At 67.6% G+C, this 26,341-nt stretch carries 22 protein-coding genes; 7 read left to right on the top strand and 15 right to left on the bottom strand.

From position 1 onward, the window contains the following. Positions 1 to 20 precede the first annotated feature (20 nt). Genes G524_RS0103505 through G524_RS0103480 form a run of 6 tightly spaced genes read right to left on the bottom strand, consistent with a single transcriptional unit; the run spans position 21 to position 3,596 of the window. Positions 21 to 500 carry a hypothetical protein gene (locus G524_RS0103505; protein ID WP_027442471.1) on the bottom strand — a complete coding sequence of 160 codons (480 nt, stop codon included), beginning with the start codon at positions 498 to 500 and terminating at the stop codon, positions 21 to 23. An 11-nt stretch (positions 501 to 511) separates the two neighbouring features. Next, entirely contained in the window at positions 512 to 946 is a 435-nt protein-coding gene (locus G524_RS0103500; protein WP_027442470.1) for a hypothetical protein, read from the bottom strand. Continuing rightward, positions 943 to 1,992, bottom strand: coding sequence for a hypothetical protein (locus G524_RS0103495; RefSeq protein WP_027442469.1), 1,050 nt, complete (start codon positions 1,990 to 1,992; stop codon positions 943 to 945). Before G524_RS0103495 ends, G524_RS0103500 begins: the two co-directional genes overlap by 4 nt. Positions 1,993 to 1,997: 5 nt before the next feature. Then, on the bottom strand, positions 1,998 to 2,558 hold the full coding sequence (locus tag G524_RS0103490; RefSeq protein WP_156893997.1) for a hypothetical protein: 561 nt from the start codon (positions 2,556 to 2,558) through the stop codon (positions 1,998 to 2,000). A gap of 52 nt (positions 2,559 to 2,610) precedes the next feature. After that, complete coding sequence (locus G524_RS0103485) at positions 2,611 to 3,084, bottom strand: hypothetical protein (RefSeq protein WP_156893996.1); 474 nt, start codon at positions 3,082 to 3,084, stop codon at positions 2,611 to 2,613. A 26-nt stretch (positions 3,085 to 3,110) separates the two neighbouring features. Beyond that, on the bottom strand, positions 3,111 to 3,596 hold the full coding sequence (locus tag G524_RS0103480) for a hypothetical protein (RefSeq protein WP_156893995.1): 486 nt from the start codon (positions 3,594 to 3,596) through the stop codon (positions 3,111 to 3,113). Positions 3,597 to 3,759: 163 nt separating this feature from the next. On the opposite strand from G524_RS0103480, the gene G524_RS0103475 reads away from it, so the two are divergent. Further along, a complete protein-coding gene (locus G524_RS0103475; protein WP_027442465.1) occupies positions 3,760 to 4,599 on the top strand; it encodes a PAN domain-containing protein in 840 nt (279 codons plus the stop codon). Positions 4,600 to 4,731: 132 nt separating this feature from the next. Here the strand turns inward: G524_RS0103475 and groL are convergent, their stop codons facing one another. Then, positions 4,732 to 6,363 carry a chaperonin GroEL gene (groL, locus tag G524_RS0103470; protein ID WP_027442464.1) on the bottom strand — a complete coding sequence of 544 codons (1,632 nt, stop codon included), beginning with the start codon at positions 6,361 to 6,363 and terminating at the stop codon, positions 4,732 to 4,734. Between the two features lie 53 nt (positions 6,364 to 6,416). After that, positions 6,417 to 6,731 (bottom strand): co-chaperone GroES, encoded by a 315-nt coding sequence (gene groES / locus G524_RS0103465; RefSeq protein WP_027442463.1) that lies wholly within the window; start codon positions 6,729 to 6,731, stop codon positions 6,417 to 6,419. 198 nt (positions 6,732 to 6,929) lie between these two features. On the opposite strand from groES, the gene G524_RS16505 reads away from it, so the two are divergent. Both G524_RS16505 and G524_RS0103450 read left to right on the top strand, forming a co-directional pair. Continuing rightward, on the top strand, positions 6,930 to 7,934 hold the full coding sequence (locus tag G524_RS16505) for a DUF2853 family protein (RefSeq protein WP_084625031.1): 1,005 nt from the start codon (positions 6,930 to 6,932) through the stop codon (positions 7,932 to 7,934). An 81-nt stretch (positions 7,935 to 8,015) separates the two neighbouring features. Continuing rightward, the gene (locus G524_RS0103450; protein ID WP_342662444.1) at positions 8,016 to 8,885 is read left to right on the top strand and encodes a mechanosensitive ion channel family protein; all 870 of its coding nucleotides are present in this window, start codon (positions 8,016 to 8,018) and stop codon (positions 8,883 to 8,885) included. Here G524_RS0103450 and G524_RS0103445 read toward each other — a convergent pair. The 3 genes from G524_RS0103445 to rplJ all read right to left on the bottom strand — a co-directional run bounded on the left by G524_RS0103445 (position 8,882) and on the right by rplJ (position 11,420). Beyond that, on the bottom strand, positions 8,882 to 10,279 hold the full coding sequence (locus tag G524_RS0103445; protein WP_027442461.1) for an MATE family efflux transporter: 1,398 nt from the start codon (positions 10,277 to 10,279) through the stop codon (positions 8,882 to 8,884). The two genes, G524_RS0103450 and G524_RS0103445, sit on opposite strands and share 4 nt — an antisense overlap. Positions 10,280 to 10,452: 173 nt before the next feature. Further along, a complete protein-coding gene (gene rplL / locus G524_RS0103440) occupies positions 10,453 to 10,836 on the bottom strand; it encodes a 50S ribosomal protein L7/L12 (protein WP_027442460.1) in 384 nt (127 codons plus the stop codon). Positions 10,837 to 10,907: 71 nt separating this feature from the next. Further along, positions 10,908 to 11,420 (bottom strand): 50S ribosomal protein L10, encoded by a 513-nt coding sequence (rplJ, locus tag G524_RS0103435; protein WP_027442459.1) that lies wholly within the window; start codon positions 11,418 to 11,420, stop codon positions 10,908 to 10,910. A gap of 640 nt (positions 11,421 to 12,060) precedes the next feature. Between rplJ and rpoB the strand changes: the two genes are divergently transcribed. From rpoB to gltX, 4 genes are all read left to right on the top strand, one after another. Next, a complete protein-coding gene (gene rpoB / locus G524_RS0103430; RefSeq protein ID WP_027442458.1) occupies positions 12,061 to 16,266 on the top strand; it encodes a DNA-directed RNA polymerase subunit beta in 4,206 nt (1,401 codons plus the stop codon). A gap of 69 nt (positions 16,267 to 16,335) precedes the next feature. Further along, positions 16,336 to 20,631, top strand: coding sequence for a DNA-directed RNA polymerase subunit beta' (rpoC, locus tag G524_RS14835; RefSeq protein ID WP_036857303.1), 4,296 nt, complete (start codon positions 16,336 to 16,338; stop codon positions 20,629 to 20,631). A 176-nt stretch (positions 20,632 to 20,807) separates the two neighbouring features. After that, positions 20,808 to 21,248 (top strand): hypothetical protein, encoded by a 441-nt coding sequence (locus tag G524_RS0103420; protein WP_027442457.1) that lies wholly within the window; start codon positions 20,808 to 20,810, stop codon positions 21,246 to 21,248. A 40-nt stretch (positions 21,249 to 21,288) separates the two neighbouring features. Continuing rightward, positions 21,289 to 22,662, top strand: coding sequence for a glutamate--tRNA ligase (gene gltX, locus G524_RS0103415; RefSeq protein WP_027442456.1), 1,374 nt, complete (start codon positions 21,289 to 21,291; stop codon positions 22,660 to 22,662). Here the strand turns inward: gltX and G524_RS14830 are convergent. The 4 genes from G524_RS14830 to G524_RS0103395 are packed head-to-tail and all read right to left on the bottom strand — an operon-like array spanning position 22,652 to position 26,303. Continuing rightward, positions 22,652 to 24,211: a hypothetical protein gene (locus G524_RS14830; protein ID WP_051220877.1), complete on the bottom strand. Its 1,560-nt coding sequence runs from the start codon at positions 24,209 to 24,211 to the stop codon at positions 22,652 to 22,654. The genes gltX and G524_RS14830 overlap by 11 nt on opposite strands. Next, positions 24,208 to 24,591 (bottom strand): GtrA family protein, encoded by a 384-nt coding sequence (locus G524_RS0103405; RefSeq protein WP_027442455.1) that lies wholly within the window; start codon positions 24,589 to 24,591, stop codon positions 24,208 to 24,210. Before G524_RS0103405 ends, G524_RS14830 begins: the two co-directional genes overlap by 4 nt. Before the next feature lie 4 nt (positions 24,592 to 24,595). Continuing rightward, on the bottom strand, positions 24,596 to 25,285 hold the full coding sequence (locus G524_RS0103400) for a class I SAM-dependent methyltransferase (RefSeq protein ID WP_027442454.1): 690 nt from the start codon (positions 25,283 to 25,285) through the stop codon (positions 24,596 to 24,598). Further along, positions 25,272 to 26,303 carry a glycosyltransferase family 2 protein gene (locus G524_RS0103395; protein WP_036857300.1) on the bottom strand — a complete coding sequence of 344 codons (1,032 nt, stop codon included), beginning with the start codon at positions 26,301 to 26,303 and terminating at the stop codon, positions 25,272 to 25,274. Before G524_RS0103395 ends, G524_RS0103400 begins: the two co-directional genes overlap by 14 nt. Between the last annotated feature and the right edge of the window lie 38 nt (positions 26,304 to 26,341).

Here is a 26,341-nt window from a genome sequence, read left to right as displayed (position 1 = left end):
ATCGCGGCAGCGCCGGCTTGTCACGCGCCTTGTGCGGCATAGACGATCTGCACCATGCGGCGGCTTTCCTCATCGAGCGGGGAGACGGTGACCTGCATCGCCGCCGCGGCGGCATCGCCTGCCCCCATCGAGAGGATGCGGGTGCCGCTCATGTTCATCTCGCCCTGTTCGGACAGCCCGGCGGCCTTGCCCCTCTCGCGGTAGAAGGCGATCACCTCATCGGCGCTGTCGGCGGTGGTGAAGGCGACCATGCCCTGCGCCTCGCCCGGCTTGCCGGTGACCGAGGCGGTGATCACCCCGCCGGGATAGATCGGCGCGAAGGCGGGCAAATCGGCCGGCGGGGCAATGCCCTCATCGGGATCGTCGGCGGTGCGCAGGGTGAGGCTCTCCCCACTCTCGCTGTCGGTGATGGTAGTCTCGTTCGTGTTGTCGCCGCAGGCGGCGAGGAGCAGGGCGAGGGCAAGGGTGGAGGCAAAGGCAGGGGCAGAGTGATGGCGCATGGCAGTCTCCTTCAAGGTGCAGGTTCGAGAATGACCCGCCGGGCAAGGCCGGGCGCGTGATAGGTGCCAACAAGGCGCGCGCCCCGGCGCGCAAGGACGAGGCGGTGCGTCATGCCATCGGCGGTCGGGTGGAAAGTGAGCAGCAGGCGGGCGCCCTTGCGTTCGACGCGGGCAAAGATGCCCCCGCCAAGCGCGCATTCCTCATCGCCGCGGATCGCCCCGCCATCCAGAAAGCTGCACATCGGTTGGTGCATGGCATAATCACCGCTGCCGTGCCGCTCGCTCCGCCCAAGCTGAAGGCTGACCGCCATCAGCCCGTTGTCGCCAGGATCGTCGGCCGCTGTCATGCGCCAATTGCCATGGAACGGGCCGGGGGCGTCCAGCTGCGCGGCCAGCGGCGCGGGCGCCAGGGCAAGCAGGCAGCCCGCAAGGCCGGCGCGCATCATGCGGCGATCCTCACGAGGCCCGCGCCCAGCATCAGGCCCGCGCCCAGCATCAGGCCGGTGCCCAGCATCAGCCCCGTCCAGCGCCTTTCGGCAAGGGCATCGAGCCGGGCCTGCCACTGTCCCGGCGGCAGCGCGGCGGCGAGCGCGCCGGCGAGCGCCTCGAGCTGTTCGGCGATCTGGGCGATCCCCTGGCCGAGCCGCGGGGCGGTCTGGGTCAGGCCATCGCCGAGGCGCAAGAGGGGGGGCAGCGCCGGATCGGGCCCCACCAGCGTGCGCCGGGCCAGCGGCGCCTCATGGCGCAGCGGGCGCGGATCGAGCGCGAGCGAGCCGATCCATGTCGTCCACTCCGCGCCGGCGCCGATGAGCAAGCGATCGAGCGCGGCGAGCGGATCGGGCGGCGCCGCCTGCGGGGCGCGCAAGGTCAGGCGCACCTGCCCATCCGGCTCGCGCAGCAGCACCGCCGCTTGCGTCCGCTCCCGCGCGGCGAGCAGCCAGGGGCGATCCGGCCCGTCGTTGATCCCTGTCCAGCTCCATGCGCGGTCAGTGCCGGCAAGTTCCTCGATCATCACCGCCGCGCCCACCATGCGGGAAAGCCAATGCCCGCTGCCCGTGGCATCGACCACCACATCGGCATGGCCGGCCTTGCCGCGCGCGCGCCAGCGCCACCCCGCGCCATGGGCAAGCGGGACGATCGTGCAATCGGTGAGGCCTTGGACGCCCGCTGCCGCGGCCTGCGCGGCAAGGCTCAGGCGCAGGGCCTCGGCGCCGATGATCGGGCGCGCCCCCGCCTCGCGTCGCCCGGCCTCGTCCCACACCAGCGCCCGGCCCATCGCCCAGCCGCCCGGCGCCTTCCCGAGGCTGCGCTCGAGCCGGGCGATCACCGCGGCGCTGGTGATGTGGGCGTGGCGCCGGTGCGCGGCGGGCTTGCCGGGGCGCGGCAGGGCCAGCCAGACCTGCCAGCCAGCGCGCGCAAGAACCAGCGCGGCGCCCTGCCCGGCGATACCATCGCCCACCACCAGAGCGCATGGGGTGCTGCACAGCGCCATCGCGCTCAGCCCTTGGCGGTGGGCAGGCCAAGCCCGCGCCCGCGCGCGCCCTTGGCCTCGAGCGCGACGAAGAACACGAGGCCGCTGGCCGCATCGCCATGCCCCAGGGTGTCCTTGACAACCGGCGCCAATACGCGGCCAGCCCCGCCACGCGGCACGAACATGTCACCGGGAAAGAACATGTCGCCAGGGAAAAACATGTCTCCGGGAAAGAACATGTCTCCGGGAAAGAACATGTCCCCAGGAAAGAACATGTCCCCTGGAAAGGCGATCACCCCCGGCTTCAACGCAAAGCCGTCCGAGGCGAAGACCTCCATCAGCACCCCGCGCTCCACCCGCCCGGCGAGCAGCTGCGCCTGGACCGGCCCGGCCAGCCGCGCGCGCAGCCGCACCGTCTTGACCAGCGCGGCGCGCAGCCGCTCGCCGGAAAGGCCCTTGAGCGCGCGCGGATTGGCGATGCTGATCTCGACCACATCGCCCTCGGCCCCGAGCGCGGCGGTGCCGGTGGCAAGACCGGTGGCGATGAAGCCTGTGGCAATAACGAAGCTGCGGCGGGACATGGTCATGGTCGCTCTCCTCTATGAAGCGGGTTTCGGGCCGGGGCCGATCTGGCCGGGTTCAGCCCGCGCCCTGCGCGGCAAGGCATGCGCGAATGTCCGGCAAGGCGTTTGCGATGGCCTGAGGGGTGGCAAGCACGCGCACCGAGGCGGCGGTGAGGGCGTCAAGCTCTGCCTCGGTCATGTCGGGCGCGCGCAGGCGGTCGGCGCGGACAGTCCAATACATCGCGGCATCGCTGGTCATTCCGGCAAGCTCCTCGGGCAGGCCATCCTTGATCACCGTCTTTGCCGCGAAAGCCGCACCCATCAGGCCGCGGCACTCATGTGCCTGCTCCACTTCGGCGCGGGTGGCGGTGATCGGCGCATCGCCTTGCGCCGCCGCATTTGCAGCAATCGCAGCGGCCCCTTGCGCCCCATTGGTCACGGCATCTGGTCTGCCGCCGCCGCCATCGGCGTTGCCGGTGTCGCTGCACCCCGCAAGGCTGGCGAGGCTCACGGCGGCCAGAAGGACAGGAACGCATCGCAACATGGTCATGGCCTCAATTCCCTGGATTGGCTGCTTCAGCCAGCCTGCTGGATTTCGCGGCAGGCGCGGACCTCCGGCAGCCGGCGCGTGAGCTCCTCGCCGGAAAGGAAGGGGTCGACGTAAGACTCGCGCAGCTTGCGCAGCTCGGCCTTGCTCATGCCCGAGACCGTCATCCGCTCGACGCGATTGCCCCAGAAGGCGGTGTCGGAAAGGCGGATATTCGCCAGCTCCTCGGGCAGCTCGGCATCGCCGCCATATCTCTTGGCGAGCAGGTTGCGGTTGGCGATCGCAGTGATGAGGCCTTCACACTTGTAGGTCTCTTCCGCCTCTGCGCGGGTGGCGATGATCGGTTCGTTGCTCGTGGGTGCATCGCTGGTGACAATCTCGGTCACACTGCCAGCCGCGTCGGCCATGGCGCCGGCAACAGCGCCCGCCTCCGCCCCGGCCCCGCGCCTTTCGTCTGCCTCGCCCGAACAGGCCGCAAGGCCCGCCAATGCCGCCAGGATTGCAAGCACGCGCATCATCATTCTCCCTTCACCGAGAGAGAACCGCAAACGGCGGCAGAACCGGACAGGCCGGGCGCAAATAATTTTTTCTGCTGCGGGGCTGTCCGGTTTGGCCGGATTTTCCGGTTTCCCATGAGCGACGGCGCGCCGGTGCGCCGGTGAATGGGGAGATTGTCCGATGTTTCGCAAATTCGCCGTGGGTCTCGCGCTGGGTGCGCTGGCCACCTCGCCCTTCCTTGCCAACGCAATCGCCGCGCAGCGCGAGGCGCCGGGTTCGATCACGCTCTACAGTGCCGAGAACCTTGGCGGCGCTCCGGTGCGGATCGCCCGCGATGTCGAGAACCTTCAGGAGATCCCCGCCGCCGAGGGCTTCGATGGCACCGCCAATGACTATGCCTTCTCGCTCAGGACCGAGGGCCAGTGGCAGGTGTGCATGGATGCGGGCTATCGCACGGGGTGCATGATCGTCGATGGCGAGGTCGCCTCGCTGGGTGACAATGGCGGATCGATCAGCTCGCTGCGCTACCTCGGGCCGAGCCGCAGGCTTGCCGCCGCCGCGCCGCAATCGCCGGCGGGCACGGCCGGCGCGGCGAAGGGCAAGAAGGGCAAGCGCTCCGCCGCGGCCACGCCGGCGGATGACTGGCAGCCGATGTACAATGTCGATCTGTTCGGTTCGGATTACCGCGAGATCAACTACACCGCGGCGGGCAACGACTGGCGCAGCTGCAAGGCAGCCTGCGATGGCGAAGCGCAGTGTGTGGCCTGGACCTATGTCGCGCCGGGCCGCAGCGAGTATGGCCAATGCTACCTCAAGGACAGCGTGCCTGAACCCTCCAACTCGGACTGCTGCATCTCCGGCATCAAGGGCGCGCCGAGTTCAGGCGGGGCACGGGGCGATGACGCGATCGCGCGCAGCTTCCGGCGGCTGGGCGAGACCGCCGGGCGGGCCGCCGAGGACGAGGCCAACGCCGCGGTCGAGCGCAAGGTGCGCGGGATGCTCGGCAAGATTCTCGATTGATCCAGCGCCGGGCGCCGGCGTGGCGCGGCACAGGCGCCTGATGCAAGAAGCCCCGGCGGCAGGCACCGCCGGGGCTGATTGTTGTGCTCCTGCGGGGGGCCGCAGCTCCCCGCACAGGCGTGTGGGCGTGGATCAGAAGTCCATGCCGCCCATGCCGCCCGGCATCGCCGGGGCCGGCTTGTCTTCCGGACGCTCGACGATCGCCGCTTCGGTGGTGATGAGCAGGCCAGCCACCGAGGCCGCATCCTGCAGCGCGGTGCGCACCACCTTGGTCGGGTCGATCACGCCAGCTTCGACCAGGTTCTCGTAGGTCTCGGTCTGGGCGTTGAAGCCCTTGGTCTCGTCGTTCTCGCGCAGCAGGTTGCCCGCGACCACCGCGCCATCGTGGCCGGCGTTCTCGGCAATCTGCTTGACCGGGGCGGTGATCGCCTTGCGGATGATGTCGATCCCGCGGGTCTGGTCGTCGTTCTCGCCCTTGAGGCCTTCGAGCGCCTTGGTGGCGTAGAGCAGCGCGGTGCCGCCGCCCGGGACGATCCCTTCTTCCACCGCCGCGCGGGTGGCGTGCAGGGCATCATCGACGCGGTCCTTGCGCTCCTTCACCTCGACTTCGGTGGCACCGCCAACCTTGATCACGGCCACGCCGCCAGCGAGCTTGGCCAGCCGCTCCTGCAGCTTTTCGCGGTCATAATCGCTGGTGGTGCTTTCGATCTGGGTGCGGATTTCGGCAACGCGGGCCTTGATGTCCTCAGCCGAACCGGCGCCATCGACGATGGTGGTGTTGTCCTTGTCGATGGTGACCTTCTTGGCCTGACCGAGCATGCCGAGCGTGACGTTCTCGAGCTTGATGCCGAGGTCTTCGCTGATGAGTTCGCCCTTGGTGAGGATGGCGATATCCTGCAGCATGGCCTTGCGGCGATCGCCGAAGCCCGGGGCCTTGACCGCGGCGACCTTGAGCCCGCCGCGCAGCTTGTTGACCACCAGGGTGGCCAGCGCCTCGCCTTCCACGTCCTCGGCGATGATCAGCAGCGGACGGCCCGACTGCACCACCGCCTCGAGCACCGGCAGCATCGACTGCAGGTTCGACAGCTTCTTCTCGTGGATCAGGATGTAGGGGTTCTCCAGCTCCACGGTCATCTTTTCGGGGTTGGTGATGAAGTAGGGCGAGAGATAGCCGCGGTCGAACTGCATCCCTTCGACCACGTCGAGCTCGAACTCGAGGCCCTTGGCTTCCTCGACCGTGATCACGCCTTCCTTGCCGACCTTCTCCATCGCCTCGGCGATCTTCTCGCCGACTTCGCGGTCACCATTGGCCGAGATGGTGCCGACCTGGGCGATTTCCTGCGAGCCCGAAACTTCCTTCGAGCGGGCCTTGAGGTTTTCCACCACCTTGGCGACGGCCAGATCGATCCCGCGCTTCAGGTCCATCGGGTTCATGCCCGCGGCAACCGACTTCATGCCCTCGGTCACGATCGCCTGGGCGAGCACGGTGGCGGTGGTGGTGCCATCGCCGGCCGCATCATTGGCCTTGCTGGCCACTTCGCGCAGCATCTGCGCGCCCATGTTCTCATACTTGTCCTTGAGCTCGATTTCCTTGGCGACGCTCACCCCGTCCTTGGTGATGCGCGGCGCGCCGAAGCTCTTGTCGATCACGACGTTGCGACCCTTGGGGCCGAGCGTCACCTTGACCGCGTTGGCGAGGATGTCGACCCCGCGCAGAATGCCTTCGCGCGCTTCGCGGCCGAACTTCACGTCCTTGGCTGCCATGTCCGTTTCTCCTGAGAATTGCGTGTTTGTGCTGGGAAGGTGCTCTGCGCCGATCAGGCCGCCTTGGCGGCAGCGGCAGCGGGCTCGATGATGCCCATGATGTCGCTTTCCTTCATGATCAGCAGGTCTTCACCGTTGATCTTCACTTCGGTGCCCGACCACTTGCCGAACAGCACGCGGTCACCCACCTTCACATCCATCGGGATGCGCTCACCGTCCTCGTCGCGGGCGCCGTCACCCACGGCGATCACCTCGCCTTCGCTCGGCTTTTCCTGAGCGCTGTCGGGAATGATGATGCCGCCAGCGGTCTTGGTGTCGGCTTCGATGCGGCGCACCAGAACGCGGTCGTGCAGCGGACGAAATGCCATTGGTATGACCTTTCCTGAATCTAGGGGTTGCTTGGCACTCTCCCCTCGAGAGTGCCAACGCGGCGCAGATGGTTGCGCGTTGCCGAGGAGTCAAGACGCCCGCCGCACAATTTTTTTGGGGGATCGGCCGAGCGGTGGTAGCCTGCCACGTGGGATCAGGATTGGGGTGCCCGCAAGGGCAAAGAGGGAGATCCGCCAATGGCCGAGGAAGTGGCAGGAACCGACTGGGCAAGCGACGTCAAGCGCTACGCGCCCGAGGCTGACGACGGGGTAATCGCGGCGATTGTGCGCTATTGCGGGATCGCGCTCAGAACCCGCGATGCCGCGCTCGTGTCCTTTTCCGATCCGGTGGAAACGGCGCGGGTGCGCGACAATTTCTGCCGCAAGAAGCTCGAGCTTACCGATCCCGACGAGGTAATCGACGCGGCGATTGCCAAGGTCGGCGAACGCATGAGCGACACCAGCTTCCGCAACCGGGTGACGGTCTATTACCTGCTGGCCGAACATTTCGGCAAGCTCACGGTGTTCGGGGCCGGCGCGGCGATGGCGGCGGCGGCCCCGGTGGCAGCCGCTGCGGCGGCCCCTGCAGCCGCACCGGCAGCGCCGCTGGCGGCGGCGGCGCTGCCCAGTGGCGGTCACGGCGCGGGGCGCAGCGGCGGGGCCGATCGGGATGATGGCTTCATCGGCTTTGCCACGCTGGTGGCCGGCGGCGGGGCGGCGATCATGCTCTTTGCCGCGATCGCCGGCAGCTACATTGCCGGGCGCTTCGACAAGGCCCCGCCGCCACCGGCCCCTGCCCCGGCCCCCGCGGCAGAGCCGGCAGCGCCTCCGGCCCCGGCGATCCCCGCAGGCGCAGGCATCGTTTCCGAGGTGGTCGAGGGCAGGCCCAAGGTCTCGGTCTATTTCGATGTCGGCAAGGCCGAAATCGCGCCCGACTTTGCCGCCGCGGTGGCGCCGATCAAGGCCTGGCTCGAGGCCAATCCCGCTGATCGGGTGCAGCTCAGCGGCTTTACCGATCCCACCGGCAATGCCGCGGCCAATGCCGAACTCGCCAAGAACCGCGCCCAGGCGGTGGCCGCATCGCTGGAGAAAGAGGGCGTGCCGGCCGAGCGCATCGACCTCGTAAAGCCCGAGGACATTTCCGACGAGGCGAGCGATCTTGCCGGCGCGCGGCGGGTGGAAATCACGCTCACGCCCGGCTAAGCCCGGCGCAAGCGTCATCCTGCGTGCGGCGTCCCTGCCAGGCGGCGGGGCCGCTGCGCGCTCCATCTTGTGAGGCCCTTGTTGACTGCCCCTTCCGCCAAGCTGCCCCCCAAGCTCGCCGCCAGTCTCGGGGACGAGATCAACCTAGCCGCCGAGGCCTGGCTGTGGCTGAAGACCAACCTTGCCCACCTTGCCGGGGCGCTGGCGGTGCTCATCATCGGGGTGATCCTCGCCCGCCTGCTCGGGCGCTGGGCCGACCGCGCGCTCACCCGTTCCGAGCGGATCGAGCCCACCGTCGCCAGGTTCCTCAGCAACATCATCCGCTATGCCCTGTGGGTGGTGGTGGGCGTGACGGTGCTGACCCAGTTCGGGGTCGAGACCACCAGCATCATCGCTGCGCTCGGCGGGCTGGCGCTGGCGGTGGGCCTCGCGCTTCAGGGCACGCTCAGCAATGTCGCGGCCGGGGTGATGATCCTGATCCAGCGCCCGTTTCGCGTCGGCGAGACGATCAGCGCGGGCACCGTCAACGGCACGGTGCAGGCGATCGGGCTGTTCACCACCGAGATCGTCCAGCTCGATGGCCTGTTCGTGATGGTGCCCAACAACGAGCTGTGGAACAAGCCGGTGGTCAATTTCACCCGGATGCCCACCCGGCGCTTTGAACTGCTGATCGGGATCGCCTACTCCGACAGCATCGAACAGGCGCGCGCCGAACTTCTGGCGCTGGCCCGGGCCGATGCGCGGGTGCTGGCCGATCCGGAGCCGGTGGCGTTTGTGGCCGCGCTGGCAGACAGCGCGGTGACGATGGGCCTCAGGGTGTGGTGCAAGACCGAGGACTGGCTGGCCCTGTCCTGGGCGCTGACCGAGGCGGCCAAGACCCGCTTTGCCGAGGTCGGCCTCACCATCCCCTTCCCCCAGCGCGAAGTGCGCACGCTCCCGGCGCGCGGCTAGGCGGGCAGCGCGGCGCGGGTCAGCCCCAGCGCCTCGCGCCGGTGCCAGCGCCACAACAGCCCCGCCGCGGCGCAGAACAGCCCGCCTGCCAGCCCGATCCAAACCCCCGTGCCTTGAAGCGGGGTGAGAAAGCCCAGCCCCAGCGCAAGGCCGATCCCCGGCACCCAGTAGCTCGCAATGGCGATCCACATCGGCACGCGCGTGTCCTGCAGGCCCCTCAGCGCACCGGCCGCCACCGCCTGCACCCCATCGGCGAGCTGGAAGATCGCGGCAAGCACCAGATATTGCAGCGCAAAGCCCACCAGCGCGGCATTGGCCGGGGCATCGGGATCGACATAGATGCGCAGCAGCAGTTCGGGCGCGAGGATCATCGCCGCGGCAGTCATCGCCATGAAGCCGGCGCCGATCGCCAGCGCCACCCAGCCCGCGCGCGCCACCCCGGCAGGATCGCGCGCGCCGTGGAAATAGCCGACCCGGATCGCCGCGGCCTGCCCCACCCCGAAGGGCACCTGGAAGGCAAGGCTGGCCAGTTGCAGCGCCACAGTGTGCCCGGCAAGCTCGGCTGCGCCGAAGCGCCCCATCAGGAAGGCCGCAGCGCCGAAGATCCCGGCCTCGGCGGTGATGGTGAGCGCGATCGGTAGGCCGATGCGGACGATCTGCCGGAAGCGCGGCCAATCGGGCACCCACAGCCGCCCGAAAACGTGATAGCGCGCCAGCCGCCGATCAAGCCGGATCGCGCAGACATAGGCCGCAAGCGTAAACAGCGTGGTGATCACCGTGGCCACCGCGGCGCCGGGAAGGCCCAGAGCCGGCGCGCCCAAATGCCCGAAGATGAAGGCATAATTGGCAAGCGCATTGACGAAGATGCCGAGGCCGGTGATCGCGGTGGCAAAGATCGGCCGGCCCAGCGCCGAGACGAAATTGCGCAGCACCGAGCACACCAGCATCGGCACCATCGAGAACACCAGCACATTGTTGTAACTGTTCGCGAGCGTGCGGATCTCTTGCTGCTGGCCGGTGAGCTGCATGATCGGATCGAGCATCAGGCACACAATCGTGCCGGCGATCCCGGCGATCAGCGCCAGCCACAGCGCCATGCGCACCGCCCGGCGCACCTGCCGCAGCGCCGGGGCATGCGCGCCGAGCGCCTCGGCGATCAGCGGCGCCACCGCCCCCGCAAGCCCCGAGAGCGCCCACAGCACCAGCCCGAACAGCGAGACCGCCAGCGCCGAGGCAGCCAGCTGCGCCTCGCCCAGCCGGGCGATGAAGATCACGTCGATCGCATAGGTGAGCATCTGCAGCAGGTTGGCCGCCGCCAGCGGCCCTGCCAGCCCCAGCGTGGCGCGCAGTTCCCGGGCCCAGCCGGGCCGCCTTGTGATGTGGGCCTGTTGCATGATCGTTCCATCGCCCGCGCCGCGGCGGGCCGACCGCCCTAGAGGTGCGCCCGGGCGCGGGCAAGCCCGATTGCCCGCGAGATTGCCCGGACGGGGCGCATGAAAAAGGGCGGCGCCAGCCCTGGCACCGCCCTTGTTCGAATGGCGCGATCGGAAGATCGGCGCGCGTGCGCTTACTTGAGCTCGACGGTGCCGCCGGCTTCCTCGATCTTCTTCTTGATCTCTTCGGCTTCGGCCTTGGAGACGCCTTCCTTGATCGCCTTGGGCGCGGATTCGACCAGGGTCTTGGCTTCCGTCAGGCCGAGGCCGGTGATGGCGCGGACTTCCTTGATCACCTGGATCTTCTTGCCGCCGTCGCCGGTGAGGATGACGTCGAATTCGGTCTGCTCCTCGGCCGCCGGGGCATCGCCGCCGGCACCGCCGCCCGGCACCGCAGCCACGGCGACCGCCGCCGCAGCGGAGACGCCCCAGGCTTCTTCGAGGGCCTTGGCGAGTTCGGCAGCTTCGAGCACGGTCAGCTGCGAGAGTTCTTCAACAAGCTTGGCAATATCGGCCATGATGGTTCACTCCTGATTGTGGCGGGGCTTATTGGCCCCAACAGATTGTTTCGTCTGGCGAAAAACGTCTCTTAAGCGGCCTTGTCCGCATAGGCGGCAAACACCCGGGCAACCTTGGCGGCCGGCGCGGTCACCACCTGGGCGATCTTGGTCGCCGGGGCATTGACCAGGCCGATGAGCTTGGCGCGCAGCTCGTCGAGGCTCGGCATCGAGGCGAGCGCCTTGATCCCGGCTTCATCGAGCACCACCGAACCCATCGCCCCGCCGACGATCTCGAGCTTGTCGTTCGACTTGGCGAAATCGACAGCGGCCTTGGCAGCCGCGACCGGGTCCTTCGACCAGGCCAGCCCGACCGGGCCGGTGAGCATGTCACTCAGCCCGACATAGGCGGTGTCTTGAAGGGCGAGCTTGGCGAGACGGTTCTTCGCGACCTTGTAGGCCGCGCCAGCTTCGCGCATCTTGCCGCGCAGTTCGGTGGACTGAGCCACCGTCATGCCGAGGTTGCGGGTGACGACCACCACGCCGACCTCGTTGAAGACCGCATTGAGCTGGGCGACCGCTTCGGCTTTCTGCGAACGATCCATGCCATACTCCTTCACATGTGATCGCGCACGGGAATGGCTCCCCGGGCGCGACCGGCTTCGATTGCCCCCGCACGGGCGGGGGTTTGTCCATGCCGGGGCCCCAAGGCACCCGGCACGGGCTGGTCCGTCGATAGGGAAGGAGGGTGTGCCATCAGGCACGCGCGGCGTGCCCGCCAGGGGCAGCCGGCAAATCTCGTTTCCCCGTCTAGGCTGGAAGATTAAGCAGGCGAGCCTGCACCAGCGGTCTCGGACGGATGGCCGGCATGGGCCTGGTGGCCCGCCGGACGGGGCGCTCCCTTAGGCGATCGGCGGCAGGAGTCAAGCAGATTGCACCGTTGCCGCCGGATCGGCGCACCGGCAGCGCATTGACAGGGGGCGGCGCGGCTCCTAGATGCACGCGCTCGCCCGCCTCGAGCAGGGCCGATTCATGCGCGGGGATCGGCTTCAGGATGGAGGCGGCGGCACGCCGATCTCGCGACGACAGGATGCTGCAGGCGGCTGGCCCCATGGGCCGGGCGCGCCTTGCGGCTTTGAGGGCGTCGGCTTGGGCGGCTTTTCTCGCGCGTGACGAGCATTCAGCGTTTTCCCGTCCGCGCGAGGGCCCTCTCTCGCGTGGCCCAGCAAAGAGGCCCTTTCCTCCATGGCAACCCAGGCCAAGCCGCCCGTGACCCGCAGCCGCAAGGCGCAAGGGACCGCCAAGAAGCGCATCCGCAAGATCTTCGGCGACATCCACGAAGTCGTCCAGATGCCCAACCTCATCGAGGTGCAGCGCGAAAGCTACGAGCAGTTCCTGCGCTCGGACAAGTCCACGGGCTATGCCTCGGGCCTCGAGAAGACCCTGCGCAGCGTCTTTCCGATCCGCGACTTTGCCGGCACGGCCGAGCTTGATTTCGTCCATTACGAGCTCGAGGATCCCAAGTACGACGTCACCGAGTGCCGCCAGCGCGGCATCACCTATGCCGCACCGATGAAGGTGACGCTGCGCCTCATCGTGTTCGAGGTCGATACCGAGACCGAGACCCGCTCCGTGCTCGATATCAAGGAGCAGGACGTCTACATGGGCGACATGCCGCTCATGACCGAGAACGGCACCTTCATCATCAACGGTACCGAGCGGGTGATCGTCAGCCAGATGCACCGTTCGCCGGGCGTGCTGTTCGATCACGATCGCGGCCGCACCCATTCCTCGGGCAAGCTGCTGTTTGCCGCGCGGGTCATTCCCTATCGCGGCTCCTGGCTCGATTTCGAGTTCGATGCCAAGGACATCGTCAATGTCCGCATCGACCGCAAGCGCAAGCTGCCGGTGACCTCGCTGCTCTATGCCCTGGGGCTCGATGCCGAGCAGATCCTCGCCTATTTCTACAACACCGTTACCTGGGAGCGCGCCGCGCGCAAGGATGGGGTGGATGGCTGGAAGGTGCCCTTCGTGGCCGAGGCCTGGCGCGGGGCCAAGCCGGCCTTCCCGCTGGTTGACGCTGCGACCGGCGAGGAAATCTTCCCCGCCGGGGTGAAGATCAGCCCGCGCGCTGCCAACAAGGCGGCCAAGGACGGCCTTGCCGAACTGCTGCTGCCGACCGAGGAAGTGGTGGGCCGCTATGCCGCCTGTGACATGATCGACGAGGCGACCGGGCGCATCTACATCGAGGCGGGCGACGAGGTCACGCTCGAGCACATCGAGGTGCTCGACAAGGCCGGGGTCGATCGCCTGCCGCTGCTCGACATCGACGAGATCAACACCGGCCCGTGGATCCGCAACACCTTGAAGGCCGACAAGGCCGAGAACCGCGACGAGGGGCTCGAGGCGATCTACAAGGTGATGCGCCCGGGCGAACCGCCGACGAAGGAAACCGCCGAGGCGCTGTTCGAGGGCCTGTTCTTCGATCCCGAGCGTTATGACCTCTCGGCGGTGGGCCGGGTCAAGCTCAACATGCGCCTGGGGCTGGAGTGCGAGGACACCATCACCACCCTGCGCAAGGAGGATATCCTTGCCGTGGTCAAGGAGCTGGTCGGCCTCAAGGACGGCAAGGGCGAGGTCGATGACATCGACAATCTCGGCAACCGCCGGGTGCGCTCGGTGGGCGAGCTGCTCGAAAACCAGTACCGCGTTGGCCTCTTGCGCATGGAGCGCGCGGTCAAGGAGCGCATGAGCAGCGTGGACGTCTCCACCGTCATGCCCAATGACCTCATCAACGCCAAGCCGGCGGTGGCGGCGGTGCGCGAGTTCTTCGGCTCCTCGCAGCTTTCGCAGTTCATGGACCAGACCAACCCGCTCTCCGAAGTCACCCACAAGCGCCGCGTCTCGGCGCTGGGGCCGGGCGGTCTCACCCGCGAGCGCGCCGGCTTCGAGGTGCGCGACGTGCACCCCACCCACTATGGCCGCATCTGCCCGATCGAGACGCCCGAAGGGCCGAACATCGGCCTCATCAACTCGCTGGCGAGCTTCAGCCGGGTCAACAAGTATGGCTTCATCGAGACCCCCTATCGCAAGGTGGTCGATGGCAAGGTGACGAGCGAGGTCGTCTATCTTTCGGCGATGGAGGAGCAGAAGCACACCGTCGCCCAGGCCTCGGCCGAGCTTAATCCCGATGGCAGCTTCGTCGAGGAGCTGGTCTCGGCGCGCCACAATGGCGACAACCTGATGGCCCCGCGCGAGCAGATCACGCTGATGGACGTCAGCCCCAAGCAGCTCGTCTCGGTCGCCGCCTCGCTCATTCCCTTCCTCGAAAACGACGACGCCAACCGCGCGCTGATGGGCTCGAACATGCAGCGCCAGGCGGTGCCGCTGGTCAAGGCCGAGGCGCCCTTCGTGGGCACCGGGATGGAGGAGACCGTGGCGCGCGATTCGGGCGCGGCGATCGCGGCGCGGCGCGGGGGGATCGTGGACCAGGTCGATGCCACCCGCATCGTCATCCGCGCGATCGGTGACGTGGAACCCGGCCAGTCGGGGGTGGATATCTACACCCTGCAGAAGTTCCAGCGCTCCAACCAGAACACCTGCATCAACCAGCGCCCGCTGGTGAAGGTGGGTGATGTGATCGAGGCGGGCGACATCATCGCCGACGGGCCTTCGACCGACCTCGGCGAGCTGGCGCTGGGCCGCAACAGCCTCGTCGCCTTCATGCCGTGGAACGGCTACAACTACGAGGACTCGATCCTGATCTCCGAACGCATCGTCAAGGACGACGTGTTCACCTCGATCCACATCGAGGAATTCGAGGTCATGGCCCGTGACACCAAGCTCGGGCCGGAAGACATCACCCGCGACATTCCCAATGTCGGCGAGGAGGCGCTGCGCAACCTCGACGAGGCGGGCATCGTCTATATCGGCGCCGAGGTGCACCCGGGTGACATCCTGGTGGGCAAAATCACGCCCAAGGGCGAATCGCCGATGACCCCGGAAGAAAAGCTGCTGCGCGCGATCTTCGGCGAGAAGGCCTCCGACGTGCGCGACACCTCGCTGCGCCTGCCGCCGGGGGTGTCGGGCACGGTGGTCGAGGTGCGGGTGTTCAACCGCCACGGGATCGAGATCGATGACCGCACCCGGGCGATCCAGAACGAGGAGATCGAACGCCTGCGCAAGGACGCTGCTGACGAGCGCAACATCCTCAACCGCGCCACCTACAACCGCTTGCGCGACATGCTGCTGGGCCAGACCGCCTCGGCCGCGCCCAAGGGGCTGAAGAAGGGCATCACCATCACCGAGGAGGTGCTCGAGGAGGTCGATCGCCACGAGTGGTTCAAGTTCGCGGTCGCCGATGATGCGCGCCAGGAGCAGATCGAGGCGGTGAAGTCGCAATATGACGAGGCGGTGAAGTCGATCGACGCCAAGTTCCAGGACCGTAAGGAGAAGCTGGAGCGCGGCGACGAGCTGCCCCCGGGCGTGCTCAAGATGGTCAAGGTCTTCGTCGCGGTGAAGCGCAAGCTCCAGCCGGGCGACAAGATGGCCGGGCGTCACGGCAACAAGGGCGTGATCAGCCGCATCCTGCCGGTCGAGGACATGCCCTTCCTCGAGGATGGCACCCCGGTTGACATCGTGCTCAACCCGCTGGGCGTGCCCTCGCGCATGAACGTGGGGCAGATCTTCGAGACCCACCTCGGCTTTGCCGCGCGTGCGCTCGGGCACCAGATCAAGGACCTGCTCGAGGAATGGCGCGCGGCCAATCCCAATGCCGCCGAGGACTATGCCAACGTGCCCCCGCCGGCAGCGGTGCTCGAGCGGCTCAAGGACATCTATGGCGAGCAGTATCACGAGGACCTCGAGAGCCGCTCGACCGCCGAGATCGTCGAACTGGCGCAGAACCTTTCGGCCGGCGTGCCGATGGGAACCCCGGTGTTCGACGGGGCGCGCGAGGCCGATGTCACCAACATGCTGGTCAAGGCCGGGCTCGATCCCTCGGGCCAGAGCGTCCTTTATGACGGGCGCACCGGTGAGGCGTTTGACCGCAAGGTGACGGTGGGCATCATCTACATGCTCAAGCTCCACCACCTCGTCGATGACAAGATCCACGCGCGTTCGATCGGGCCTTACAGCCTCGTCACCCAGCAGCCGCTGGGCGGCAAGGCGCAGTTCGGCGGGCAGCGCTTCGGCGAGATGGAGGTCTGGGCGCTCCAGGCCTATGGCGCGGCCTACACCTTGCAGGAAATGCTCACGGTGAAGTCCGACGACGTGGTCGGCCGCACCAAGGTCTATGAAGCGATCGTCAAGGGCGACGACACCTTCGAGGCCGGTATCCCTGAGAGCTTCAACGTGCTCGTCAAGGAAATGCGCAGCCTTGGCCTCAATGTCGAGCTGAAGTCGCTTTCCGACGAGGACGAGGACGCCGATTTCGCCGAGGCCGCAGAGTGAGGGCCGGGGGCACCCGCGCCCCCGTCCATCGCCTCCCCTGCCCTTCATCCCCCCTAAGGGAACACAGTCATGAACGACCTGACCAGATTCACCAACCAGCTGGCGAAGCCCGAAACCTTCGACCAGATCCAGATCGGCATCGCTTCGCCCGAGCGCATCCGCTCGTGGTCCTATGGCGAGATCAAGAAGCCCGAGACGATCAACTACCGCACCTTCAAGCCCGAGCGTGACGGGCTGTTCTGCGCGCGCATCTTCGGCCCGGTGAAGGACTACGAGTGCCTGTGCGGCAAGTACAAGCGCATGAAGTACAAGGGCGTCGTCTGCGAAAAGTGCGGCGTCGAAGTCACCGTTACCAAGGTGCGGCGCGAGCGCATGGGCCATATCGAACTCGCTGCCCCGGTCGCGCACATCTGGTTCCTGAAGTCGCTGCCCAGCCGCATCGGCCTGTTGCTCGACATGCAATTGAAGCAGCTTGAGCGCATCCTCTATTTCGAGAACTACGTGGTGATCGAGCCGGGCCTCACCCCGCTCGAGAAATACCAGCTGCTCACCGAGGATGAGCTCCTCGAGGCGCAGGACGAATATGGCGAGGACGCCTTCACCGCCGATATCGGTGCCGAGGCCGTGCGCACCATGCTGATGCAGCTCGACCTCGAGGCCGAGCGCGATGCGCTGATGGAGGAGCTTGCCACCACCAAGTCGGCCCTGAAGCCCAAGAAGATCATCAAGCGCCTCAAGGTCGTCGAAAGCTTCATCGAATCGGGCAACCGGCCCGAATGGATGATCCTCGAGGTGATCCCGGTGATCCCGCCCGAGCTGCGCCCGCTGGTGCCGCTCGACGGGGGCCGCTTTGCCACCTCGGATTTGAACGACCTCTACCGCCGCGTCATCAACCGCAACAACCGCTTGAAGCGCCTGATCGAGCTGCGCGCGCCCGACATCATCGTGCGCAACGAAAAGCGCATGCTTCAGGAAGCGGTCGATGCGCTGTTCGACAATGGCCGGCGCGGCCGGGTGATCACCGGCGCGAACAAGCGGCCCTTGAAGTCACTCTCCGACATGCTCAAGGGCAAGCAGGGCCGCTTCCGCCAGAACCTGCTCGGCAAGCGCGTCGACTATTCGGGCCGTTCGGTGATCGTGACCGGGCCTGAGCTCAAGCTGCACCAGTGCGGGTTGCCCAAGAAGATGGCGCTCGAGCTGTTCAAGCCGTTCATCTACGCCCGGCTTGACGCCAAGGGCCTGTCGATGACCTTGAAGCAGGCCAAGAAGTGGGTCGAAAAGGAGCGCAAGGAAGTCTGGGACATCCTCGATGAGGTGATCCGCGAGCACCCGGTTCTCCTGAACCGCGCGCCGACGCTCCACCGCCTCGGTATCCAGGCCTTCGAGCCGGTGCTGATCGAGGGCAAGGCGATCCAGCTGCACCCGCTGGTCTGCGCCGCCTTCAACGCCGACTTTGATGGCGACCAGATGGCGGTGCACGTGCCCTTGAGCCTCGAAGCCCAGCTCGAGGCGCGGGTGCTGATGATGAGCACCAACAACATCCTCTCGCCCGCCAATGGCAAGCCGATCATCGTGCCCTCGCAGGACATGGTGCTGGGGATCTACTACCTGTCGATGGAACGGCAGGAGAAGCACCCCGAGTTCATCACCGAGCCCGATGGCACCAAGATCGAAAAGCTCCCCCGCTTTTCCGACATGGCCGAGGTGCACCAGGCGCTCGAGGCCAAGGCGGTGACGCTCCACACCCGCATCATCGCCCGCGTGCCGCAGGCCGATGAAAGCGGCAAGGTGGTGATGAAGCGCTTTGTCACCACCCCGGGGCGGATGCTGATCGGCGAATGCCTGCCCAAGAGCCACAAGGTGCCCTTCGACATCGTCAACCGCCTGCTCACCAAGCGCGAGATCGGCGACGTGATCGATCAGGTCTATCGCCACACCGGGCAGAAGGACACGGTGCTGTTTGCCGATGCGATCATGGCGCTGGGCTTCCGCTATGCCTTCAAGGCCGGGATCAGCTTCGGCAAGGATGACATGATCATCCCCGCGGCCAAGGAGCGCCTGGTCGAGGAGACCAAGGAGCTGGTTGCTGGCTACGAGCAACAGTACCAGGACGGCCTCATCACCCAGCAGGAAAAGTACAACAAGGTGATCGACGCCTGGTCGAAGTGCGGCGACATGGTGGCCGAGGCGATGATGGCCGAGATCAAGGCCACCCCGATCGATCCCGAGACCGGGCGTGAGGGCGAGGTCAACTCGATCTACATGATGAGCCATTCGGGCGCGCGCGGCAGCCCGGCGCAGATGAAGCAGCTCGCGGGGATGCGCGGGCTGATGGCCAAGCCTTCGGGCGAGATCATCGAGACCCCGATCATCTCCAACTTCAAGGAGGGCCTCACCGTCCTTGAATACTTCAACTCCACCCACGGCGCGCGCAAGGGCCTGGCCGACACCGCGCTCAAGACCGCCAACTCGGGCTATCTCACCCGGCGCCTGGTTGACGTGTCGCAGGACTGCGTCATCGTTGAGGAGGATTGCGGCACGCAGAACGCGCTCGAAATGCGCGCGATCATCCGCGGCGGCAGCGTCATCGCCTCGCTCGGCGAGCGCATCCTCGGGCGCACCGTGGCCGAGGATATCCTCAACGCCGCCACCGGCGAAGTGATCGTGCCGGCCGGCACGCTGCTCGACGAGGCGATGGTCAAGGCGATCGAAGCGGCCGAGGTGCAATCGGTCAAGATCCGCTCGCCGCTGATCTGCGAGGCCGAACAGGGCGTGTGCGCGGCCTGCTATGGGCGCGATCTTGCCCGCGGCACCCCGGTCAATATCGGCGAGGCGGTGGGCGTGATCGCCGCCCAGTCGATCGGCGAGCCGGGCACGCAGCTGACCATGCGCACCTTCCACATCGGTGGGGCGGCCCAGCTCAACGAGACCAGCCATCTCGAGGCGATCTCGGAAGGGCGGGTGGAATACCGCAACATGCGCACCATCACCGACAAGCAGGGCCGGCTGCTCAGCCTCGAGCGCAACGGCGAGCTGGCGGTGATCGATGCCGAAGGGCGCGAGCGCGAGATGCACCGCGTGCCCTATGGCACCGTGCTCAAGTTCAAGGACGGCGAGCAGGTCAAGGTGGGCGACCGCCTGGCCGAGTGGGACCCCTTCACCCTGCCGATCATCACCGAGACCTCGGGCGTGGTGAAGTATCAGGACCTGATCGAGGGCGTCACGCTCGAGGAGCAGGTCGATGATGCCACCGGCATTGCCCAGCGCGTGGTGACCGAGAACCGCGCCACCGGGCGCAAGAAGAAGGAAGACCTGCGCCCGCGCCTGACGCTTCTCAATGAGGCAGGTGGCGAGACCGAGGCGGCGCGCTACATGCTCGCCCCCGGCACCACGCTGTCGGTCGAGGATGGGCAGCAGGTCGAGGCCGGCGATGTGCTCGCCCGCGCTACCCGCGAGGCGGCCAAGACCCGCGACATCACCGGCGGTCTGCCGCGGGTGGCCGAGCTGTTCGAGGCGCGCATGCCCAAGGACGTGGCGATCATCGCCAAGGTCTCGGGCCGGGTGGAATTCCTGCGCGAATACAAGGCCAAGCGCAAGATCGCGATCATCCCCGAGGAGGGTGAACCGGTCGAATACCTGATCCCCAAGACCAAGATCATCGACGTGCAGGAAGGCGACTATGTGAAGAAGGGGGACATCCTCGTCTCCGGCTCGCCCAACCCGCACGACATCCTCGAGGTGCTCGGGGTCGAGGCTCTGGCCGAATACCTGGTGAACGAGATCCAGGAGGTCTATCGGGTGCAGGGCGTGAAGATCAACGACAAGCACATCGAGGTGATCGTCCGCCAGATGCTGCAGAAGGTCGAGATCACCGATGGTGGGGACACCACCCTGCTGCCGGGCGAACAGGTCGATCTGGCCGAGATGCTCGAGGTCAATGCCAAGCTGGCCAAGGGCAAGCAACCGGCGCAGGGCAAGCCGGTGCTGCTCGGCATCACCAAGGCGAGCCTGCAGACCCGCTCCTTCATCTCGGCGGCGAGCTTCCAGGAAACCACCCGGGTGCTCACCCAGGCCGCGGTTGAAGGCAAGAAGGACACGCTCGTCGGGCTGAAGGAGAACGTCATCGTCGGGCGCCTGATCCCGGCTGGCACCGGTGCGGCGATGAACCGCCTGCGCGTGGCTGCCAACGCGCGCGATGCGGCGCTCAAGGCCGCCTGGCGGCGCCAGCAGGAAGCGCTCGCCTCGGCCGGGCAGCGCGAGGCCGAGCCAGCGGTCGATGCGATCGGCTCGGAAGAGGCGATGAAGGCGGCGATGGCGGCCTCGGCCTCTGCCGCCGCGGCGGCGCGCGAGAGCGACGAAGGCTGACAGCAGGCCGCCGGGGCGCTTGCCCCGCAATCGAGCGTAGGCCCCGCCGGAGCACCTGCTCCGGCGGGGCTTTTGCATGGGTCACCGCGCTGACCAAGAATCGCTATTGCAAATCACTCGCAGCTTGATACAAGGGCCAAGCAACCCACCCCCCTTGTGATCTCGAGCGAGGCCGGATGACCCCTGACAACGCCCCTTCCGCCGCATCCCGCAAGCTGATCGCCGCGCTCGCCGTCCCGCCGCGGGTCGATGCGCTCGGCCCGATCGGCGGGCGCTTCGTCCATGCCCTGCGCCTGATCGCGCTGCACGAGCGGCTGGGGCGCGATCCGGTGCCCGAACTCGCGGCCCGGCTGGGCGGGGTCGAGATCGCGGCCAAGGCACTGATCCTCGCCCAGGCGATCTCGGCGAGCTGGCCCGAGGCGATTCATGTCAGCCGCTTCTGCTGCCGCCTGATGAGCCACGATGAGGCCACCATCGGCGCCTTTGTCGATGCCGCGGCGCGGGGTGATCGGGTGGGGTTCGAGGCCGCGCTTGCCGGCTTGGTGCGGCCCGAGCGCATGGTGCGCCTGTGGGAGGCGAGCCTCGCGCTCGCCGCGGCGGAGTGGCGCGCGGCCTGATGCCTTGCCGGCAGGGCCGCGGCGCACTACCGCGCCGGGCATGATCACCACCCGCTTTGCCCCCTCGCCCACCGGCCGCCTGCATGTCGGCAATATCCGCACGGCGCTCCACAACTGGCTGCTGGCAAGAAAGGGGGGCGGGCGCTTCATCCTGCGCATCGACGACACCGATGCCGCGCGCAGCCGCGAGGAATATGCCGAGGCGATCCGCGCGGATCTCGCCTGGCTCGGCCTCACCTGGGATGCCGAGGAGCGCCAGTCGGCCCGGATCGCGCGCTACGAGGCGGCTTTTGATGCATTGCGCGCGGCGGGGCGCATCTACCCGTGCTACGAAACCGCGCAGGAGCTGGAGATCAAGCGCAAGATCGCGCTCTCGCGCGGGCTGCCGCCGATCTATGATCGCGCCGCGCTCAGGCTCACCGCCGCCGAGCGCGCCGCCCATGAGGCCGCCGGGAACCAGCCGCACTGGCGCTTCCTGCTCGATCATGACGCGCCGATCGCCTGGCAGGATGGCATCCGCGGGCCGCAGCGGTTTGATCCGGCGCAGCTTTCCGATCCGGTGATCCGGCGCGCCGATGGCTCGTGGCTCTACATGCTGCCGAGCGCTGTGGACGATCTCGACATGGGGGTGAGCCAGGTGCTGCGCGGTGAGGACCATGTCTCCAATACCGCGGTGCAGCTCCAGATCTTCACCGCGCTCATCGCCGCAGGCTTTGGCGAGGGCGCGGGCGCGGGCAAGCCCCCGGCGCTGCCCGCCTTTGCCCACATGGCGCTGCTGGTGGGACGCGAGGGCAAGCTGTCGAAGCGCCTTGGCGCGCTCGGCTGCGATGCCTTTCGCGCCCAGGGCATCGAGCCCGAGGCGATCATCGCCCTGCTCGCCCGGCTGGGCACCGCGCTCCCGATTGAGCCGATCGTCGATCGCGCCGCGCTCATCGCCAGCTTTGACCTTGCCCATTTCGGGCGCGCGCCCGCGCGGTTCGACGAGGCCGAGCTCGAACGGCTCAATGCCGCGATCATCCACCAGCTGCCCTATGAGGCCGTCGCGGCCCGCTTGCCCCAAGGCATGGATGCCGCCGGCTGGCACGCCATCCGCCCCAATCTTTCGCGGCTAAGCGAGGCGGCCGAATGGTGGGCGGTGGTCACCGGCCCTGTCACCCCGCCGCCCTTCAGCCCGGAAGACCAGGCCTTCCTGGCCGAGGCCGCGCGCCTGCTCGTCTGGGACGATGCCCCCTGGGCAAGCCTTACCGCGGCGCTGAAAGACGCCACCGGGCGCAAGGGCCGCGCGCTGTTCCTGCCGCTGCGCCTTGCGCTCACCGGGCGCGATCACGGGCCGGACATGGCCGAGCTCTTGCCGCTGATCGGCGAGGCCGAGGCCCGCGCGCGGCTGGCGCGCGCCGCCGGGATCAGCGCCTGACCGCGAGCAGCAGGCCCTTGCCACGGTGCGGCAGGGGGACGAGGTCTGGCGGGAGCTGCTGATCGCTGCGCACCTCGCCGATGATCCACACATGGGTGAAGGCCGCGCGCGGCATCAGCGCGAGCGCGCGGCTCAATTGCAGGCGCAGGCTCTTGCGGCGGCAGCCATCGGGGATCACCACCTGCGAAGGATCGTGGGCAAAGGGCCCGGCGATGGGGTGATGGATCGAGAGCGGGTTCATCCCCGGCCCATACCACTGGTCGTTGATGAAGACGCTGCGCCGCGCCAGCGCGAGGCCGCCCAGGTGATCGAGCACCGGCAGCGCCCACTTGGCCGGGCAGGGATTGACCACGAACAGCGCCACCCGCGATCCGCGCGGGATCGCCTCGAGCGTGGGCACGGCGGCGGCGATCGGGCGGTTCTGTTCGACATAGGCCGCCGCGGTGCCCACCGCGCGCACCGCAAAGAGGCCGAGCGCCACGCTCCAGAACACCGCCCGCCCCCAGGGGCCCATGCGCCGCGGGGCGATTGCCAGCAGGGCGAGGATGAAGGCATAAGGCACCATCCGCATGTCGGCAAAGGCCGAGCCGAGCACATACATCGGCAGCGCCGCCACGCAGGCAAAGGCGAGCGCCGCCGCGAGCGCCACACGCCGGTCAAACCCGGTGCCGCGATAGAACACCGCCGCCACGATCAGCCCCGCGATCACGCCCAGCGAGGCAAGGTCGAAGGCCTGCCACTTGGTGCGCAGCGCCGAGATCAGCCAGATACCCTTGAAGAACCACGCCCAGGTGCCGGTGAAGGCGGGGCCGACCTCGCTGCGCCACAGCACCATCGGCACCAGCGGCAAGAGCAGCGGGGCGCAGGCGCCAAGGATGCGGCGGATGGCGGTGAAGGGGTGGCTGCGCGCGGCCACCTCATCCGCCAGCATGGCCGCGCCGCACATCAGCCCGAGGAAGGCCCAGCCATAGGTGTGGCACACCCAGATCACCGGCCCTGCCGCGGCCAGCCACAGCGCCGCCGCCAGCGGCCGGGCGCGCTCGCGCAAGCTGACCCAGGCGGCAAAGGCCAGCAGCGCCAGCGCCATGCCGAGGGCGAAATTGATGAAGCCGTAGTTGAAGGGATAGCCGTAGATCAGCGGCAGGGCGGCGATGGCAAAGGGGGTGATGCGGCCATGGATCGCGCGGCTCACCGCAAGGATGCCGAGCGTGGCGAGCAACTGGGTGAGCGCCACCACCGCGCGCACCGCGCCTTCGAGCCCAAGCGCGCGGTGCAGCAGCTCGACCAACAGGTCAGCGCCAAGATTGCCGATCAGCCGCCACTCATAGGAATAGTAGGGCTGGAGTTCGGGCCGGTTGGCCAGATCGGTCTGCACCGCATAGCGCCCGATATGGCCATAAAGATCAACCAGCGGCGGGATCTCGACCACCATCAGCGGCACAAGCGACACGAGGCAGATCAGCGCAACAGCCGGCCAGCTCTCCAGCTTGAGCGCTCGCCAGGGCTCTCCCGCCAGCGGCGGGTGTGCGGTGTGGCTTGCGCTGGTCATTCGCTGTCCGCCCGCCGGAACACGAAGAATTGCGACAGCAGGAAGAACACCGCCGTATAGGCCACAATCGCCGGGACCTGCGCCATTACCGGCGAAAGCCCGAAGACGCACGCGCTGCCCAGCAGCACCACCAGATTGACCGCGAAGGCGAGGAAGAACACCACCAGAAACCGCATCACCTCACCGCCCGAAACGGCACCGCGCACCCCAAAGACATAGTGGCGGTTGAGCGTGAAGGAGAGCAGCAGCCCCACGCCATAGCCTGCAACATTGGCCGCCACCGCAGTCAGACCCGCCATCAGGCCAGCGAAGATCACTGCCCAGCCGACCAGCGAATTTGCGATCCCGGTCAGCACGAACCGGCCAAAGCGGGCCAGCATCGCTTCAGCGCGCCATCAGGCTGTATTGCGCGCCGAGCGGCAACCAGCCGAGCCCGGCCTCGAGCGGGCGCAGCATCGCCAAGGGGCCGGGGAAGAACAGCCGCCAGGTCAGCCGCACATCGGCAAAGCCCGCCGCCTGCACCCGCCGCTTCATCTCTGGCCCGGAAATCAGCACGGCATTGCGATCAAACGGGCAGGTGGCCACCGCATGGCGGGTGAGCGGGTTCCAGGGGTTGTGCTCGAACAGCACCAGCCGCCCATCCGGGGCAAGCGTGCGGCGGATCTCGACAAGGAGGGCTATGTGCTGATCGGCGGGGATGTGGTGGAAGACGCAGGCGGTAAAGACGAGATCGAAGCTCGCCGCGGCAAAGGGCAGGCGCGCGCCATCATAGCACACGGTTTCAACCGGCCTTTGCGCCCGGCTGCGGCAGCGCGCCAGCGATGCGGCCGAAACATCGACACAGGTGAGCGCAGCCTCGGGAAAGTGGCGCTGGAGCGGGGCGACGCTGTTGCCCGCCCCGGCGCCGAAATCCATGATCCGACGGGGGACGATCCCCTGCCGGGCGAGATCGCGCGCCGCCGCGGCAACCTTGTATTCGGCAAAGAAATCCGGCGCCTCGCCGCTCAGCCTGATCGAGGCGGCGTGCTGGGCATCGTAATCATCGACATAGGCATCGAATTCAGCCGGCGACACCGATGCGCTCCTGCAATTCCTCCTCGAGCGCGCGCACCGGCGCCCCGGCCTCGGCACTCGCCGCCGGCTGGCCGCGCAGTTCGGCGATGATGTAGAGCGGGCGGCGCTTGGATTCCATGTACATGCGCCCGAGATATTCGCCAAAGACGCCGAGCACCAGCAGTTGCACGCTGCCGATGATCAGCACCAGCGAGGCAAGGCTGGCCCAGCCCTGCACCGTGCCCCCGGCGAGCCACACCGCCACGATCCAGATGAGGCCGAGCAGCCCCATCAGCCCGAAGACCATGCCAAGGTGCGAAGCCAGGCGCAGCGGCACCACCGAAAAGCTCGTCACCGCATCCACGGCAAGGGCCACCATCTTGGCCAGCGGATAATGCGTCTCCCCGGCAAAGCGCGGATCGCGCTCATAGGGCACCGCCGCCTGTTCAAAGCCGATCCAGCTCACCATGCCGCGCACGAAGCGATAGCGTTCGGGCATGGCGTTGAGCTGATCGACCACCCGCCTGGTCATCAGCCGGAAATCGCCGGTGTCGCGGGGAATATGGGTGTCGACCAGCCGATCGAGCAGGCGGTAGAACAGCGCCGCGGTGCCGCGCTTGAAGGCGGTCTCGCCGTGGCGCTTGATGCGCTGGCCATAGGCCACATCATAGCCTTCGCGGATCTTGGCGAGCATCGGGCCCAAGAGTTCGGGCGGATCCTGCAGATCGGCATCGAGCACGAACACCAGCTCGCCGCGCACATGGGCAAGCCCGGCCGAAAGCGCCAGCTGGTGGCCGTGGTTGCGCGACAGGTTGATGCCGCGGATGCGCGGATCGCGGTCGACATGCGCGCAGATGATCGGCCAGCTGCGATCGCGCGAGCCATCATTGACGAGCACCAGCTCGAAACGGTCGCCGAACAGGCTCTCGCACACCGGGATCACCCGGGCGATCAGCGCATCAAGCCCGGCCTCCTCGTTATAGACCGGAACCAGCACGGACAATTCGATCGGCGGTGCAATGGGACTGGCGCAGTTCACGTTTCGCCTCCTGCTCAGCGCCCCTTAGCGTCTGGCGC

It is taken from the genome of Erythrobacter cryptus DSM 12079 (assembly GCF_000422985.1).
Taxonomy (GTDB): Bacteria; Pseudomonadota; Alphaproteobacteria; order Sphingomonadales; family Sphingomonadaceae; genus Erythrobacter; species Erythrobacter cryptus.
This window is presented reverse-complemented; position numbering and strand designations above follow the sequence as displayed.

Excerpts from the sequence above, each read along its gene's own strand:
- G524_RS0103505 (WP_027442471.1), bottom strand. The coding sequence starts at position 500 with ATGCGCCATCACTCTGCCCCTGCCTTTGCCTCCACCCTTGCCCTCGCC.
- G524_RS0103500 (WP_027442470.1), bottom strand. The coding sequence starts at position 946 with ATGATGCGCGCCGGCCTTGCGGGCTGCCTGCTTGCCCTGGCGCCCGCG.
- G524_RS0103495 (WP_027442469.1), bottom strand. The coding sequence starts at position 1,992 with ATGGCGCTGTGCAGCACCCCATGCGCTCTGGTGGTGGGCGATGGTATC.
- G524_RS0103490 (WP_156893997.1), bottom strand. The coding sequence starts at position 2,558 with ATGACCATGTCCCGCCGCAGCTTCGTTATTGCCACAGGCTTCATCGCC.
- G524_RS0103485 (WP_156893996.1), bottom strand. The coding sequence starts at position 3,084 with ATGACCATGTTGCGATGCGTTCCTGTCCTTCTGGCCGCCGTGAGCCTC.
- G524_RS0103480 (WP_156893995.1), bottom strand. The coding sequence starts at position 3,596 with ATGCGCGTGCTTGCAATCCTGGCGGCATTGGCGGGCCTTGCGGCCTGT.
- G524_RS0103475 (WP_027442465.1), top strand. The coding sequence starts at position 3,760 with ATGTTTCGCAAATTCGCCGTGGGTCTCGCGCTGGGTGCGCTGGCCACC.
- groL (WP_027442464.1), bottom strand. The coding sequence starts at position 6,363 with ATGGCAGCCAAGGACGTGAAGTTCGGCCGCGAAGCGCGCGAAGGCATT.
- groES (WP_027442463.1), bottom strand. The coding sequence starts at position 6,731 with ATGGCATTTCGTCCGCTGCACGACCGCGTTCTGGTGCGCCGCATCGAA.
- G524_RS16505 (WP_084625031.1), top strand. The coding sequence starts at position 6,930 with ATGGCCGAGGAAGTGGCAGGAACCGACTGGGCAAGCGACGTCAAGCGC.
- G524_RS0103445 (WP_027442461.1), bottom strand. The coding sequence starts at position 10,279 with ATGCAACAGGCCCACATCACAAGGCGGCCCGGCTGGGCCCGGGAACTG.
- rplL (WP_027442460.1), bottom strand. The coding sequence starts at position 10,836 with ATGGCCGATATTGCCAAGCTTGTTGAAGAACTCTCGCAGCTGACCGTG.
- rplJ (WP_027442459.1), bottom strand. The coding sequence starts at position 11,420 with ATGGATCGTTCGCAGAAAGCCGAAGCGGTCGCCCAGCTCAATGCGGTC.
- rpoB (WP_027442458.1), top strand. The coding sequence starts at position 12,061 with ATGGCAACCCAGGCCAAGCCGCCCGTGACCCGCAGCCGCAAGGCGCAA.
- rpoC (WP_036857303.1), top strand. The coding sequence starts at position 16,336 with ATGAACGACCTGACCAGATTCACCAACCAGCTGGCGAAGCCCGAAACC.
- G524_RS0103420 (WP_027442457.1), top strand. The coding sequence starts at position 20,808 with ATGACCCCTGACAACGCCCCTTCCGCCGCATCCCGCAAGCTGATCGCC.
- gltX (WP_027442456.1), top strand. The coding sequence starts at position 21,289 with ATGATCACCACCCGCTTTGCCCCCTCGCCCACCGGCCGCCTGCATGTC.
- G524_RS14830 (WP_051220877.1), bottom strand. The coding sequence starts at position 24,211 with ATGACCAGCGCAAGCCACACCGCACACCCGCCGCTGGCGGGAGAGCCC.
- G524_RS0103405 (WP_027442455.1), bottom strand. The coding sequence starts at position 24,591 with ATGCTGGCCCGCTTTGGCCGGTTCGTGCTGACCGGGATCGCAAATTCG.